Origin of the sequence: Vibrio sp. GLN_1, from assembly GCF_043106015.1 — a bacterium.
GTDB lineage: Bacteria > Pseudomonadota > Gammaproteobacteria > Enterobacterales > Vibrionaceae > Vibrio > Vibrio parahaemolyticus.
In genome coordinates this window covers 493,724-508,634 of the sequence record NZ_JBICMD010000017.1, presented here as the reverse complement: position 1 = coordinate 508,634, position 14,911 = coordinate 493,724, and the positions used below count along the sequence as shown (strand labels likewise).

At 47.6% G+C, this 14,911-nt stretch carries 12 protein-coding genes; 5 read left to right on the top strand and 7 right to left on the bottom strand.

Going from position 1 to position 14,911, the window contains the following annotated elements; genetic code table 11:
- Positions 1–185: 185 nt before the first annotated feature.
- The 5 genes from ACF8OV_RS10715 to ACF8OV_RS10695 form a co-directional block, all read right to left on the bottom strand.
- The gene (locus tag ACF8OV_RS10715; RefSeq protein WP_203504499.1) at positions 186–2,507 is read right to left on the bottom strand and encodes an acid phosphatase; all 2,322 of its coding nucleotides are present in this window, start codon (positions 2,505–2,507) and stop codon (positions 186–188) included.
- A gap of 263 nt (positions 2,508–2,770) precedes the next feature.
- A complete protein-coding gene (locus tag ACF8OV_RS10710) occupies positions 2,771–4,345 on the bottom strand; it encodes a hypothetical protein (protein ID WP_020839900.1) in 1,575 nt (524 codons plus the stop codon).
- A 3-nt stretch (positions 4,346–4,348) separates the two neighbouring features.
- Positions 4,349–4,921, bottom strand: coding sequence for a sigma-70 family RNA polymerase sigma factor (locus ACF8OV_RS10705; RefSeq protein ID WP_005455178.1), 573 nt, complete (start codon positions 4,919–4,921; stop codon positions 4,349–4,351).
- 2 nt (positions 4,922–4,923) lie between these two features.
- Positions 4,924–6,396, bottom strand: a complete 1,473-nt coding sequence (locus ACF8OV_RS10700; protein WP_005487539.1) for a hypothetical protein — start codon at positions 6,394–6,396, stop codon at positions 4,924–4,926.
- 13 nt (positions 6,397–6,409) lie between these two features.
- Positions 6,410–7,762 carry a serine/threonine-protein kinase gene (locus ACF8OV_RS10695; RefSeq protein ID WP_140067261.1) on the bottom strand — a complete coding sequence of 451 codons (1,353 nt, stop codon included), beginning with the start codon at positions 7,760–7,762 and terminating at the stop codon, positions 6,410–6,412.
- Positions 7,763–7,981: 219 nt separating this feature from the next.
- Here ACF8OV_RS10695 and ACF8OV_RS10690 point away from each other — a divergent pair, with 219 nt between their 5' ends.
- The 4 genes from ACF8OV_RS10690 to ACF8OV_RS10675 all read left to right on the top strand — a co-directional run bounded on the left by ACF8OV_RS10690 (position 7,982) and on the right by ACF8OV_RS10675 (position 10,980).
- A complete protein-coding gene (locus ACF8OV_RS10690; RefSeq protein WP_005496635.1) occupies positions 7,982–8,989 on the top strand; it encodes a substrate-binding domain-containing protein in 1,008 nt (335 codons plus the stop codon).
- A 55-nt stretch (positions 8,990–9,044) separates the two neighbouring features.
- A complete protein-coding gene (locus tag ACF8OV_RS10685; protein ID WP_005455215.1) occupies positions 9,045–9,980 on the top strand; it encodes a LysR family transcriptional regulator in 936 nt (311 codons plus the stop codon).
- 269 nt (positions 9,981–10,249) lie between these two features.
- On the top strand, positions 10,250–10,654 hold the full coding sequence (locus tag ACF8OV_RS10680; RefSeq protein ID WP_317676047.1) for an SMR family transporter: 405 nt from the start codon (positions 10,250–10,252) through the stop codon (positions 10,652–10,654).
- Positions 10,651–10,980 carry an SMR family transporter gene (locus tag ACF8OV_RS10675; protein WP_005478614.1) on the top strand — a complete coding sequence of 110 codons (330 nt, stop codon included), beginning with the start codon at positions 10,651–10,653 and terminating at the stop codon, positions 10,978–10,980. Before ACF8OV_RS10680 ends, ACF8OV_RS10675 begins: the two co-directional genes overlap by 4 nt.
- Positions 10,981–11,055: 75 nt before the next feature.
- Here the strand turns inward: ACF8OV_RS10675 and edd are convergent, their stop codons facing one another.
- Together edd and ACF8OV_RS10665 are read right to left on the bottom strand one after the other, a co-directional pair.
- Complete coding sequence (edd, locus tag ACF8OV_RS10670) at positions 11,056–12,852, bottom strand: phosphogluconate dehydratase (RefSeq protein WP_005478701.1); 1,797 nt, start codon at positions 12,850–12,852, stop codon at positions 11,056–11,058.
- Positions 12,852–13,376, bottom strand: coding sequence for a gluconokinase (locus ACF8OV_RS10665; protein WP_193294027.1), 525 nt, complete (start codon positions 13,374–13,376; stop codon positions 12,852–12,854). The genes edd and ACF8OV_RS10665 overlap by 1 nt, the downstream gene beginning before the upstream one ends.
- A 153-nt stretch (positions 13,377–13,529) precedes the next feature.
- Between ACF8OV_RS10665 and ACF8OV_RS10660 the strand changes: the two genes are divergently transcribed.
- A complete protein-coding gene (locus tag ACF8OV_RS10660; RefSeq protein ID WP_005478622.1) occupies positions 13,530–14,906 on the top strand; it encodes a GntP family permease in 1,377 nt (458 codons plus the stop codon).
- Positions 14,907–14,911: the final 5 nt, after the last annotated feature.

Here is a 14,911-nt window from a genome sequence, read left to right as displayed (position 1 = left end):
AACGAAGAAAGCCCCGCGATGCGGGGCTTTTTTGCGGTCTCAAATATTGTTGCTACTTGAGAGGTGTTTCTTTGTGACAGTTTGAGCAAATGTACACTTCTTTGATACCGACAAATCGTTCCCAGAAGGTTCGACGTCTTCTACGTAAATGCACACTGTCGCAACAAGGGTTGACGATGGTTGCTTTAGTCATCGTCACCTGGCTCCAAAATTGGTAGTGAAGCCGCGATGCTTGTCATTACTTCTTTGTTGTGAGAGTACAGGCCATATTCCGGCGCTGATTCATGACCGTTTTGCTCTTTACTCCAATGAATACCGATGTAGAAATCACCAAAATCACGGTTGATGTAACGATGACGAGTTTTGTAATCTGATTGTGAGCCCGTTTCTTCTAGAATCAGCAGTTCACGACCTTCATCATCCTTGATTTCCCAGTTTCCTGGCGTTTGGAAGCCGGTCGGCATGAACGACGAGTAATTGTAAGTGTCAGCGTCGTATTCGTATGTACCTGAAGAGTATTTCAGGATTTTGTCGTCGTCTTTGCCTTTACTTTCTACCATCAAGTCATGCTCTACCGTGCCATGCTTGATGTGTTCTGCAACCGAAAGTGATTCCGCAAACGGTGTGTTGCTTGAATCCATCCAGAACAGTTCATCATCTGAGATTTTAACGACAATTTGAGTGCCGTTATTCCCGGTTTTGTGCTGGTACAGCATTTCATACTCTTCGCCGTAGCTGTTGTATAGCTTGCCGTCTTTTAGCTCGACGTCTTCACAGTCTTTGTTGTTGTATTCCGCGTAACCGGTTTGTTGGTCAAGATCTGCAAGAATGGCGTAGGCATCGTGTTCCCATGTGTTTTCTAGGACGTCGCTGATGTTCGCTTTGTACTCTTGGTTCATCTCATCGTGGTTTGAACCCCAGCAGAATAGTAGGCCCTCAGAGTCTTGCATCAACATGGCATAGCCAATTTCACCATCTTTTTGCGCAAAGCTACCCATTTTCCATTCTTGACCGTTGAAGTGCGCTTGCGTGAAGCCCAAAGTCGGTACTACTGGTGGTGGCGTAACGCCTTCTTTTACTTCTGGCATGCTGAGTGCAATCTGCACCGCGGTATGACCATCTGTTGCGCTAATGGTAAGTGCTGCACCAGATTCAACAGCTTTTGTCGGTGTGCCTTTGATGGTGACAATCGCATTGCCATCTTCAATTGCTGATAGGCCTTCAATGCCTACGTAGTCCGCTGAGTAGTCGGTGATCTGACCGTCTTTATCTTGGAACAAACCAGAAATATCGAGCGTTTGTTCAAACAGTTCACCCTGTTGTAGGTACCAGCCATCAACAATGGATTGCAGGCGAGCTTGCTCTGCTTCAACAACCATTGGTGGTAAGTTTGCAGATTCGATTTCGATTTCGAATACTGTGCTCACAGTTGATAGCACATCCCCGTTAGAGTTTTTGTCCTGCGCCGTTAGAACAATCTCAAAATCACCGGATTTTTCTACGATCGTGGTCGGGTGTAGAACAATTAGGTTGCCAACTTTCTCAACTTCAATGCCTGTGCCCGCTAAATTATGCGTCAGTTTTGTGTTCACAAGGCTTTGGTCTTTGTCTTTGAAAAGACCTTCGATGTTTAGCTCAACGCCATCAAATGAAGCACCTTTTACGATTTTTGGTAGCTTATCCAGTTTATCTTCAGCTGCGTCTTCTATGGTTTCGTTGACGGTTAGCTTGTTGTTGACTACCGTTTCAGGCACCAAGTTGTCGCTATTCGGCGTGCTATCAGTGATGACTGGACGTAGGCTTGGGTCATTGATGTTTTCGCCAGACGCGACAAGACGATCCACTTCTTGGTTTGCCGCTTGAGCAAACTCAGTTGCTTTCTTCTCGTAACTTGTTGGGTTTTGCGCTTTAGATTCTGTCAGAATCTGAGCGGTTTTATGTAGTTCGGCGTTTTTTGTCGCACCTTCAACAAAGTCACTGTACAGATCAATCGGAGCTTCCTCTGAGCCTCCCAATGCTTTGTTTACGTTTGCTTTCGCGTCTTCTTCAGTAATTGAAGGGTCTTTTGCCATTTCAATCGCCACAAGGTCCGTGATAGGTGAGATCACGTTAGACGATGATGGTGCGCGGAATACGATTTCGTGCGCCATAGCTTGGCTTGGGTGGTCCATATCTACGGTGTAGGTGCCAGCGTATTTCTTGGCATCCAAGGCGATAAGTTGTTTCTGTTTCGCACCGTTTGGAACGAGAGTTTGCAGTGCTAAGGTTTTTTCTGGTTTAGCGGCCAGTGTAAGCTGACCTTTCTCATCGGTCAGACCAAGAATAGATTCTTGAGTGTCCCATTGACCGTTGTTGTTCGTATCTTCAAAAACAACTGCATTTTTGAAGTAGCCGTCAAAACCTGTGATCACAACACCGTTGCTTGCACTGCTTGAACCGCTATCTGAACCGCCACAGCCTGTAAGAGCGATAGCCACTGACGCTGCTAATAAACTCACCTTATTCATTATTCATTTGTCCTTGTTCGTTTCCGAATGAGAAAGTCGCTTTTTTTATTGTTGTTTTTCTTAAATCTCACTAGTGAGATTTAAGAAAGTTGTGTCTTTTTAATCACTATTGAGTAAGTGTTCAAGACACGAAAAACCACATAAAACCCGTAAAATTTATTTGAGTTTTTTGTCGATGAGGAAGGAAATGAGACTTTGATCACGGTTCCACTTTTTGTTTTTAGTGATTTAATGGTTAAAATAACATTATGTATTTTAAGTGGTTATTTTTTGTTGCTTGAGCGTAACGGCTTTGGGCTGTGATAAATCATATTGATTTTAAATTCTTCAACGCGATCAGCCAGTTCAGGCTTTGGACGCAAAATGTAGCTGTACACCTCGCCATCAAGTAGTTCGTCGTAAGGCGAGTAGCTCAGATCAAATGCTAACGATTGTTGTCTGGTCGTGGGGTTACTAATGTATTCGTAGCAGTCTATTAGGTAAGTCGGATCGTAGGGGTTAGGATCGGAGATGATGTCGACCTGATAGTCTCCTTGACCAGCAATGACATGGCTGCCATACCAGATGGCGACATCAGCACAATACAAGTTTGGATTGTAAGTGCGTAAGTTGAGATCGGAATCGATGCTTTCACCATGAGGACCAATGACTTGAGTTCCATGGTGATAAATATAATTGCCAATTTCAGCCACGAGATAATCGCCGTTTGGGCGAGGTAGCAAATAGTCAAAAAAGGATATCTGGTATAAATATCGTCCTGTCGGTGCGTTGATGCGTTTTTCCATCGATTGCTTGTTCTTTTGCATGGTATAGCTTTCGAATTGTTTGCCATCAAACACGGTGGTGAAATAGTTCTGAGTCTCTTTATGAACCTGAGATGGGTACACCTTTTTGGTGGTCCAGATTTGACGAGCACCATTTGCGCTAACAATCAACGAGTCATCACTGATTTTGTAATGACCCACTTTTTTTAGTGCTCCCTTTTCTGGGCATAAGCGCTTGTTGTTGGAGGCGGCAAAATACACTTCTTCGTTTTCAAACTGAAATGCTTCGCAATACACCACTTCATACGCGTACGCGATACCGCCAAGGTTTTGTGTGGTTTCGAGGCGATACACAATGTCACCGACCAAAGGATGGTCGGTGTTGTTTTGCTCTTCTTTAACGACTGGCAATTCAAAGCGGGTCGTGACCCAGGCGTAATCTTCTTCACCATGATGGTTGTCACGAGCTGCCACGGCTAAGTAAGTGGTTTGGTCGATTTCTTCTGGCGCACCTTGTACAACGATTTGGCCTTGGTTGAGCACCTGAAGACCATTGGCGTTTTCTAACCAGATCCGAGTGGTGAGCAGGTCACCATCGGGGTCTTCAAACAATTGGTTCAGACTTAACGAATTGCTGATCGGCTTGTTCTGCGTTAGCTCCCAACCATAAATGATGGTTTGCAGTTGCTGTTCGACCGATAGATTGATGATGGGTTTGCTGTTGTTCGCCGCATCAACCTTGGGTTGTGGTGTCACAGTCGTCAGATCGTAAGGGTAGTAACCATCAAACGTATCGAAAGGGTTCTCGGCGACGTTTTGTTGATCGAATGGCGTCGCATTAAGCACTGCATCTAAATCGAGAGAGCTCGAGCCATCCAACGCCGATGTTGTGAGCGCCTGCTTCACCTCAATTAACGACGTACGTTCACCATAGTGATGTTGGCTTTTTCTTTTATCGACAGGAGCGCTGTTTAAAGAGCTGGCCGCAGACGCCATGCTGCTCTCGTCACTTAACAAGTAAACACCCAATAAACCGGCGCCGATCGCGCCGATAATCCACAGTTTCTTGGTCATGATTTATGCGTGTGCCATTCTTGATTGCAGCCAGCTGCGTGAGAACTTGAGGTCTTTTTCGATTAGGCTTGCGCTGCACTCTAGCAGTTCGCTGATCTCCTGGTTCTTCATGCCCATCAAGTATTTGAGTTTTAAGGCGCTCGATTGACGTGGGTAGCGTGTGCTAAAGCTATCTAAGGCTTTGTCCATGATGATCAACTGTTCAAAGCGGTCTTCTTCGTCCTTCATCAATGTGATGTGTTGGCGTTTTTGCGCTTGGTGTGAGCGAGCGTTGTCGATCAATATTTGGCGCATGACTTTAGCTGCCATTAAGAAAAAATCACGCTTGGTGGCGATTTCACTCATGTCGCAGTTTGACATCTTTAGGTAAGCATCATGAATCAATGCGGTGGTGCTGTTGACGCTGTCTGCCAATACCATGTTGTCGGTGCCGTATTTTTCGGCGTTGCGCTCACGTTCTTGTTGGGCGATTTTACGCAGTTGCAAATAAGCGAATTGGTACAGCTCGCTTTCGGCTTGTTTGTTGCCAGACTGCCACTGCTGAATAATGTGGGTTAGGGCTGAAGTCGTTGCCATGGTTATACCTCCTCGCTCACTTTGACAAATTCAGAAATCGTATGCGTTTCAATATGATCAGAACCATCTCGGTTACGACTAACGTTCTGTTGGTAGCGATACAAAATGCCTTGCTCCCAGTTGGCTCCCGCCGGTAAGTATTCCCAAGTGGTGTAGTTGATTTCTGCCGGAGTGGTTGACCAGCGCACCATGATGTTCATTTGCGCCAAATTGGCTTTCGGTTCGTCATTGTTTACCCACCACATATCGGCAAACTCGCGGGTGACATCTTGGGTGTATAGGCTTGCATCGGTTGGGCAGGTCTCGGCGCTGCGTGGCAATCGCATCACTTGTTGGTGGCGCATTAACAGACACGATTGTGTCATGGATTGCTGGTGGTATTGGGTTTGCTGCCACACGCCGAGGTAGTCGATGTCGTGTTCGCTGGTGTTAGGGTAGGAAAACCACAGCATTTCAGTGCGGTTGCTGTGTTGGATGTGTTTGTTGCGCCCGAGACCTTGTACTTTCTCCATAAAGAGCTCAGTGCTTGGGTCAAAATTCATCGCGACTGAGCGATATTTCCAGTCGCCTTCATCGTCAAAGTCTTCGAGAGAGAAGCCGTTCAAGTCGTTGCGGGTGCATCCTGTGATAGAGCAACCAACAAGGTTAAACCAATCCGCAAATTTGCTAATCGGCTCGACAATATCTTCCGTAATTTGGTGATTCGGCGATATGAAGCAACCTTGAAAATGGTCGCCAACACTCGGGTGTTCAATTAACGAATCTTTGGTGATGGTGAATCGGGTCTCACCAAAAGGGGGGCGATATTTGGGGTGATGTTTATAGCGCAGATCGTAGGCACAAGCGCGGCCCTGCCAATCTTTCTTTTTGATCACGATGTTTTTGAACGTGATGCCGCGAGGTTCAAAGATGATCTCATCAGAGGCAAAGTTTTCCTCAATGTACTGCTGGCTTTCGTTCAAGTGATCAATCGCCTCATCGACAGAAACCCAGTCGAGGTTGAGATGTCGTTTAGCATCATCCAGATAATTGAGATCGAGACTCTTGAGCTGGCTTTGAAAGCGAGGATCAGACAACACACGGTTGGCTAAGACAATTTCCTCACGATTCTCAGGCGTGCTGTCGAGAGAAAGCAGCAGACGCGTCATATTGATGCTGCGGCTGGGTTTGGTGGTCGCCATCGTTGGCGTAAGCACTTCTTGGCTCGATAAGGTTGTCAGCAGATAACCTTTGTCATCGTTACCAAGGAAGAAGCTGATCACATCACCTGGTTGGTAATGAAATGCGCCTTGCTGAGTGACTCCCGTGATATTGGAACTGGTTTTGTAATACAGGCCAGTCACTGGAGAGTCGATAAAGTAGCCTTGCTTCAAGGTTGAAGCTGGCGGGTGTGAAGTGGCTGCAGAAGCATCTGCCGCCAAAGTGGACGTAGCCGTCAATGCAGACAGCCAAAATACCACTGAACGTGTATACATCTTGTTTTAAGCCTTATTGGTTGGTGCTGTCCTTAGACGCACAATTTGGCTGACAACTCATTGGTGTAGTTAGGTGCTTCTCTGGCACCGGTGTCATCATCGCCAACAACATTTTTTGTTTTATATGTTTGGGGATATCTGGGTTAGAGAGTATCCGCCTTCGTGTTAGCTCCATCATGGAGTTCACCGAAAGATGTTCGACGTTCTGCCCCTTCGCATGAAAGATGAGGCGAGTCAGTTCGTACATCATATCTTCTGCAATCTTCTTCTCTTGTTGCAGTTGGATATTCTTTTGAATCAATGCATTACCAAATAGCACGCCGGATAAAACCAGAATGGCAGATAATGCTGCAGCCAGCGGACGGCGCTGTACTAAACGCAATGCGCTGTACAACGGCCAATGTTTTTTTTGTTCGATTGGGCGCCGCTCAAGCATGCGCTCAATATCAATTCTTAGTGCTCGAACGTCTGAATAGCGCAGTTTTGCGGCAGAGCGTGTCGCGCGTCTAATGACCCAGTAAACATCAGACCAAACGCGCGGTGACGGAAACATCATCGCGAGAATTTTACCCAGAGAGTACACATCGCTTTGTGCCGTCAGAAACTGACCAGTCTGTTGTTCTGGACTGGCAAAGTGTTGGCTAAACGCAATTAATGCGGGTGGGGATTCGCCACCGCTGTTTTGCACTTTCTGCGTCAGATTGAAATCGAGCAATTTCGGTCGTTTATTTGGGTCAATCAGGATATTTTCAGGCTTGAGATCGGCGTGTAACACGTGGTGGTGATGCGCGTGTTCCATTGCCTGACAAATCTGCTTAAACAGCGTGAGCTTCTCTTGGTCTGTCAGCGTGACTTCGACAAGATAATCATCCAATGTTTGGCCAAACACGCGCTCCATGACGATGTAAACCGAGCCGTCATGCAGGCCGCCGTCAAAGACTTTCGCAATATAAGGGTGATTTAAACGTGCTAGTAGCTGCGCTTCATCGAAAAGTGCCCGTTGTCCGAGCACATTACTTAAATTGCTTTGGATGAATTTGATCGCAAGATCTTGCTCGAAGGTCTCATCTGCGCGTTGCGCGGCATAAACGACGCCCATACCACCACGTCCCAACTCATGAGTTAGGCGATACTTACTGATCACTTCGCCACTAAGGTCGATCTCGCTGTTGGTCGCTTGATGAGCGCCAAAGTAAAGCAATTGCGTTAATCGCTCTTCTGGGGCTTCATGGGCTAAAAGGGACGCGAGTTGAATGTATAGCTCAGGTTGACTCTGTTGCAATTCTTGGAGGTATTGCTGCTTTTGAGAGTCGTCCAGATCAAGAAGATGATAATAAACTTGGGTTTCGCTGGAGCCTAACTGCACAGTGCCTGATATCTTATTGTTTTACGTGCGCTATTTTATAAGAAACTCAATATTAATGTCATTTATTTATTCGTTTTGCGAGTGTTTCTTTAAAAACAACTCTGTAACAATAAGTGCATGATTTTATTGTGGATATTATGTTTGGCTTTTGGTGGCTTGTCGGCATCCTGTGTATTCGTCATAATGTTACATGTAACATTATTGATAAATCACATATTTATGGCTCAACAGAATAAAAAAACACGAACGACATTGCAGGATGTCGCAGACCAAGTTGGCGTAACAAAGATGACGGTTTCGCGCTATATGCGCAATCCAGAATCGGTGGCTGAGAAGACCCGCGTGAAAATTGCCGCGGCAATCGAGGAGATGGGGTACATCGAAAATCGCGCCCCCGCGATGTTGTCTAAGTCTTCCAGCAAAGCCATCGGCATCTTACTTCCTTCTCTGTCCAACCAAATTTTTGCTTCCTTTGTTCAGGGCATAGAGACGGTCACTAAGGCTAACGGCTACGAAACACTACTGGCACACTTTAGCTACGATGAGTTGGAGGAAGAGCGCAAAATCGCCTCTTTGCTTTCCTACCAAGTGGATGGGTTGATTTTGACTGAAAGTCACCACACTCCACGTACTTTGCAGATGATCAAAAACGCTGGCGTTCCAGTGGTCGAAACCATGGAATTGCCGCCACAACCGATTGATATGGCTGTGGGCTTGGATCATGAAGACGCTTCGTACAACGCGGTGAAACGTATGTTGGACGCTGGCAAACGCACCATTGTTTACTTTGGCGCGCGTTTGGACACGCGTACTAAACTGCGTATGCAAGGTTATGATCGCGCGATGAATGAAGCCGGACTCGAACCCAAACATGTGTTAACTGGCGTGCACTCCAGTTTCTCCCTTGCGCATGATTTGCTTGAACGCGCACTGGAAACGTACCCAACGCTCGACGGGGTATTCTGTACCAACGATGACATCGCAATTGGTACTATGCTGAGTGCGCAGCAACGTGGCATTCAAGTCCCGCAGCAATTAGCGGTGGTGGGTTATAACGCGTTGGATATCGGTCAGACCATCAGTCCGAAGCTGACCAGCGTTGATACGCCGCGTTTCCAAATTGGTGTAAAGAGTGCAGAGCTTTTAATTGCGCGTCTGAAAGGTGAAGCGCAAGAAGAAAAAGTGTTTGATATGGGTTATCAGATCACTTCAGGAGAGAGTGTTTAACTCGCAGTTAACCGCTCTTCGTATTCGCTCATCAATGGTATTGGCAGGTTAGGGTATGGCACATCAGCTGGATGCATTGGATCTCAACTTAATGCGTTTATTAAAAGCCGTGGTGGAAAACCGCAGCATCAAGCTGGCCGCAATGCAGCTTGGCATTTCTCAACCGAGCGCCAGCCGCGGCGTAATGAAGCTGAAGCAAGTGTTTGATGATCCGCTGTTTGTGCGTAAAGCGCATGGGGTAGAGCCATCTCCCATGGCGATTCGCCTTGCCGCCGAGTTCGATAACATGATTGCGCCACTAGAAAAAGTGGTGCAAGAGTTTGAAGTATTCGACCCTCAGCAATACCAAGGGCAGATCGCGATTGTAACCGACCCTTATTTGATGGATGAACAAGGGCAGCGATTGCTAACTGGCTGCCATCGAGCGTTCCCTAAAGCGCACTTTGCCTTTTCCAGTTGGAACAGTTACTCGCACGATGAAATGCTCGAAGGTGAGCACGATTACTGCATTCTTGACCAAGAGACCGAACTGTCGAAAGACATTTACATGCGCCCGTTATTCGTTGAAAAACGAGTGATTTTGGCGCGTAAAAACCATCCGACCTTGTCGAAAGTCAGCAATGATTGGGACACGGTCTCCAAGCTGCCCCTTGTTTCTTTGCCTGCGCCCGCGTCATATAAACCGCTTTGTACCGTGGAGTCCGAGTATCGCCGCATGGGCTATGAGCCCGTGGTGTTATTGAAATCCTATAATTTGCGCGTGGCTTGCCAAATGCTGCAAGAAACCGACGCAATTATGTATGCCAGTCAAAGCTCGGCATTGTTGATGCCGGAACTGGCGTCCTACGCAATGCCACTCGTCAACCGTGAGTTCAGTCAGTTTGTGGTCTCTGGCGGTTTCCTTCAAACCAACCGCAACCATCCTTTGCACAGACACCTGCATAAAGTGGTGCGACAAACCCTCAATACGCCGCTGATTTTTACGCAATGACGTCACCTTATGGCATCGGCTGAATGAGAGAGCAGATGCTTTAACCTTGCCAATATTGTGTGATTACATAGACAACTTACTTCTTAAGATATTCAAAAATGAATATCTCAATTACCTGTCTCTTTTTCCTACCCAGCGCTAACCTTATCTCAAATAGTCAGGAGAAGTGGCTAATTTTTATCTTTTTAACTTTTTGAATGTCGATACAGGTACGCGACATTCACCATTCTCCGTTATGCATTTTTTTAATTTCTGATGGAGGATTAATCATGCTAGTTGCACGTCTATTTTTATTGCTCGCCATCGTTGCCGAAGTGGCTGGCACCAGCACGATGTCTCTTATCGGACAAGGGCACGGGTGGTGGGGCTACATCGTAATGTATGTGCTGATCGCAATCTCTTACTACTTTCTCGCGTTTGCCGCGAAGAAAATATCGATCGGTGTGGTATACGCTGTCTGGGAAGGGTTGGGTATCTCGTTGATCACCGTGGTGTCGATCATCGCCTTTGATGCAAACTTAAACCATCAAGAGCTGTTTGGTTTGATGTTAGCCGTTGTCGGCATTGTGTGTGTGACGTTAGGGGAATCACATGATCAACCTAACGCCGAGAAAAACGCCGATAAACCGGCAAAAGAACGTTCATTTTCTGCTAGTACAAGGTGCGAATCATGAGTCAATTTTTTACGATGTCATTTGGATTTGTCGTGATGGCTGCCTTGGTCGATATCATGGCCAATATGGCGCTGACACGCTCAAAAGGTTTTAAATACAAAGGCTGGGGCATTGCGGCGATTGTGTTGGTACTGACAGCATTCACGCTGTTGGCACAAGCGGTTAAAGAGATCGACTTAGCCATTGCTTACGCCTCTTGGGGCGCGATTGGTATCTTGGGTACCGCAGTGGGTGGAGCCTTGCTGTTTAAGCAGAAACTCAAGCCAATCGGCTGGTTTGGTATCTTTGTGGTGATTGCTGCGGTCGTGGTGATGAAAACCGCTTAATCAAGCCAAACAAAAAACAACGAAGACAAATACAAAGAGCGGAGTATCAAACTCCGCTCTTTTTGTTTTTCTGGCTTACACAATGAAGCTTGCGCCTTCTTCTGCGCTAGAGACGTTTTGGCGGATCACGCTAAACAAGCCTCGTCCCCAGGTTTGTTGGGTAGATTCGGTGTCGAAATGAATCAACTCGCGACCAGTGGTATCGCTTAAGTTGTTCAGTTCACCCGTTTGGCAATCCAGACGAATCAAATCGCCGTTGCGCACCAAACCAATCGCGCCGCCACGAATGGCTTCTGGAGAAACATGAATCGCAGACGGAATTTTACCTGACGCGCCAGATAAGCGACCGTCAGTAACCAGCGCCACTTTAAAGCCCGCTTTTTGCACGTTACCTAAAATTGGCATCAGCTTGTGCAGTTCAGGCATGCCGTTTGCCGCTGGGCCGTTGTGTGTGACCACAACGATGCAATCTTTGTTCAGCTCACCACGTTTGTACGCGGCTTCCACTTCATGTTGGCATTGGAATACGATCGCAGGTGCCACAATCACGCGTTGCTCTTCTTTCACCGCAGACACTTTCACCACGGCTTTGCCCAAGTTGCCAGTCAATACGCGAGTGCCGCCAGTATTTTGGAAAGTGGCGTCTGGTTTGGCGATCACGTCACCGTCTTGGCTGCCTTGGCACGGTGTCCAAGTCAGTTGTCCATCGACAAGGCTCGGCAGCGTCATTTGGTCTTCAAATTTACCAAACACGGGTTTCACATCGCGATGCAAAAGTTCGGATTCGTTCAAGCGGTGCAATAACGCTGGCACGCCACCCGCGTCTTGGAACGCGTTCATATCGGCTGGTCCGTTCGGGTAAACGCGAGCTAACAAAGGAACCACATCCGAAAGATCGCTGATGTCTTGCCACGTGAGCAAGATGCCAGCAGCACGCGCCACGGCGATCATATGAATGGTGTGATTGGTGCTGCCGCCAGATGCAAGTAGAGCGATGATGCCGTTGACCAAGCTCTTTTCTGTGACCACCTCGGCCAGCGGACGGAAGTGTGCAGAACCCGCCGTCATTGAGGCGATTTTCAGAGCCGCGTGATCGGTTAACGCTTTACGCAGTTGGGTATGGGGATGAATGAATGCCGAACCTGGCAGCATCAAGCCCATGGCTTCGAACACCAACTGGTTGGTGTTGGCGGTGCCGTAAAACGTGCACGTACCCGCAGAGTGGTAAGCGCGACACTCCATATCCAGCAGAGCGTCTTTGCCGACTTCACCCGCTGCGTATTTTTGGCGCACGTCGACTTTCTCTTCGTTGCTGATGCCCGTAGCCATCAGACCCGCTGGTACAAACGCAGTTGGTAGGTGCGCGTAAGACAACGCGCCCATCAGTTGCCCCGGGGCGATTTTGTCACAGATGCCAAGCAGTAATGTGGCATCAAAGACATTGTGGCTCAAAGACAACGCCGTTGATTGCGCAATTAAGTCACGCGAAAACAGCGACATATCCATGCCGGCTTGACCTTGAGTCACCCCATCGCACATCGCTGGCACACAACCTGCGACTTGCGCTGTATGGCCGTAGTCCGCCAGCACTTGTTTGATTTGCGCTGGGTAGTCTTGGTACGGCTGGTGGGCGCTCAACATGTCGTTGTAGGCGCTGATCAGCGCGACATTGGCATGAGTAAAATCGAGAATATTTTTCTTTTCAGAAGAGCAAGAAGCGGCGACTGCATGGGCTAAGTTACCACAAGATAAACCAACACGGCCTTTGCCAGCTTCGGCTTGCACTTCGGTGCGAGCAAGAAACGCAGCGCGCGCTTCACGGCTGCGCTCGGTCAAACGTTGTGTGACCTCAAGAACAACAGAGTGAGTCATTACGCCACCTCGATCGCTTGCATTTTGATTAGCTCAGCGGCAGAGCGTTCCACCACGTCGCTGATGTCTCCGTTGATACTGACGATCAGAGTTTGAGGCTCGTTGTCTGGGCGCTCTAGCGTCTCGAATTGGCTCTTCACCATGTTTTCTTTCATGAAGTGGCCTTTGCGCATACGCATGCGATTAAGGATTAACTCCATATCGCCATCAAGGAACAGGAAGGTCACGTTGTCGTTGCCTTCGCGGATCTGATCGCGGTAAATCTTTTTCAGTGCTGAACAGACAATAATGCCGTGTTCGTTTTTGCTTTCTAGGCTGTACGCCGCATCACGAATGCGTTCTAGCCATGGCTTGCGATCATCATCGTTCAGAGGCTGGCCCGATGCCATTTTCTGAATGTTCGCTCGTGGATGAAGATCATCACCATCAATGAATTTACGCCCTAGCTTTTTCGCTAGATGCTCACCAATTGTGCTTTTACCACTAGCACAAACGCCCATAACGATGACACTACTACCAGCCATAACTTATCCTCATAACCAAATTTGCGCGTGATCTCAATTTTTGAATTCACTTTAAAATATGGGTTTATCTTATTCATGTTATCGGTAACATGTTACCGGTAACTGAAATAAATGTGAACCATAACACAAACAATAATTCTTAAAGGTGAACCTATGGAGCAATTAACCCAAGCCCCAGATCCTACGTTCCTACTGACGATTGCAGGCCTTGCCATTGCAGCGTTACTCGTTCTGATCATTAAACTGAAAGTCCATGCTTTTGCTTCCCTTACTATGGTGAGTTTAGGCACAGCAATCGCCACTGGCGTTCCTTCTGAGAAAGTCGTATCGACCATGATGGGCGGCTTCGGCGGCACACTGGCTTCCGTGGCATTGCTGGTTGGTCTTGGTGCGATGATCGGTAAAATTCTTGAAGTGACTGGCGGTGCGAAAGTGCTGGCAGACACTTTGATTGGTCGCTTTGGTAAAGAGCGCGCACCATTTGCTTTGGGCGTCGCTTCATTACTGTTTGGCTTCCCAATCTTCTTCGATGCTGGCCTTGTAGTGATGATGCCAATCATCCTAAGTGTGGCGGCTCGTTTTGGTGGCTCACCAATTAAATACGCGTTGCCTGCAGCTGGTGCTTTTGCGGTTATGCACGCGTTTGTTCCACCACACCCAGGTCCGGTTGCAGCGGCAGAATTCCTTGGCGCAAACATCGGTCTGCTATTGGTGGTGGGTATTCTGGTTGCTATTCCAACTTGGTACCTTGGCGCTTACCTATTTGGTTTGTACGCGGGCAAAAAATTCGATATCCCACTATCTAAAGCCTTCTTTAATGGCGAAGCGATGGTGGATGAGCGCAACGCACCAAAATTTGGCACGGTTATGACCATCCTTGTGCTGCCAGTCCTGCTAATCTGTTTGGATACGGTATTGAACACACTGGCGGTTGCAGGTTTGATTGATGGCAAAACGGCACTGGTTGAGTTCCTACGTATGCTAGGTAAAACCCCAGTCGCGTTGCTGATTACTTTGATTGTCTGTCTGGCTGTGTTTGCCAAAGACTACGGCATGGCAAAACTAGAAAAATTGTGTGGTGAGTCATTGGCTCCAATCTGTGGCGTTATCCTAGTAACGGGTGCTGGTGGCATGTTTGGCGGCGTACTGCGCTCAAGCGGCATCGGTGATGCACTGGCTGACGTTCTTACAGATACAGGTATGCCTGTGATTGTGGCGGCGTTTGTGATTTCAACCTGTCTACGTGTTGCTCAAGGCTCGGCAACGGTAGCGCTAACCACTACGGCGGCTCTTATCGCGCCAGTTGTGGCTGCATCAACAGGTTTGAGTGAACTAGACCTTTGCTTTATCGTAATCGCGATTGCGGGTGGTGCAACGGTACTGTCTCACTTCAATGACTCTGGTTTCTGGTTGGTCTCTCGTCTGCTTGAGATGGATGAGAAAACCACATTAAAAACTTGGACGGTAATGGAAACGTTACTTGGCGGTATCGCGTTTATTATCGTCGCAACATTAAGCTTTATTCTTTAGAGGTT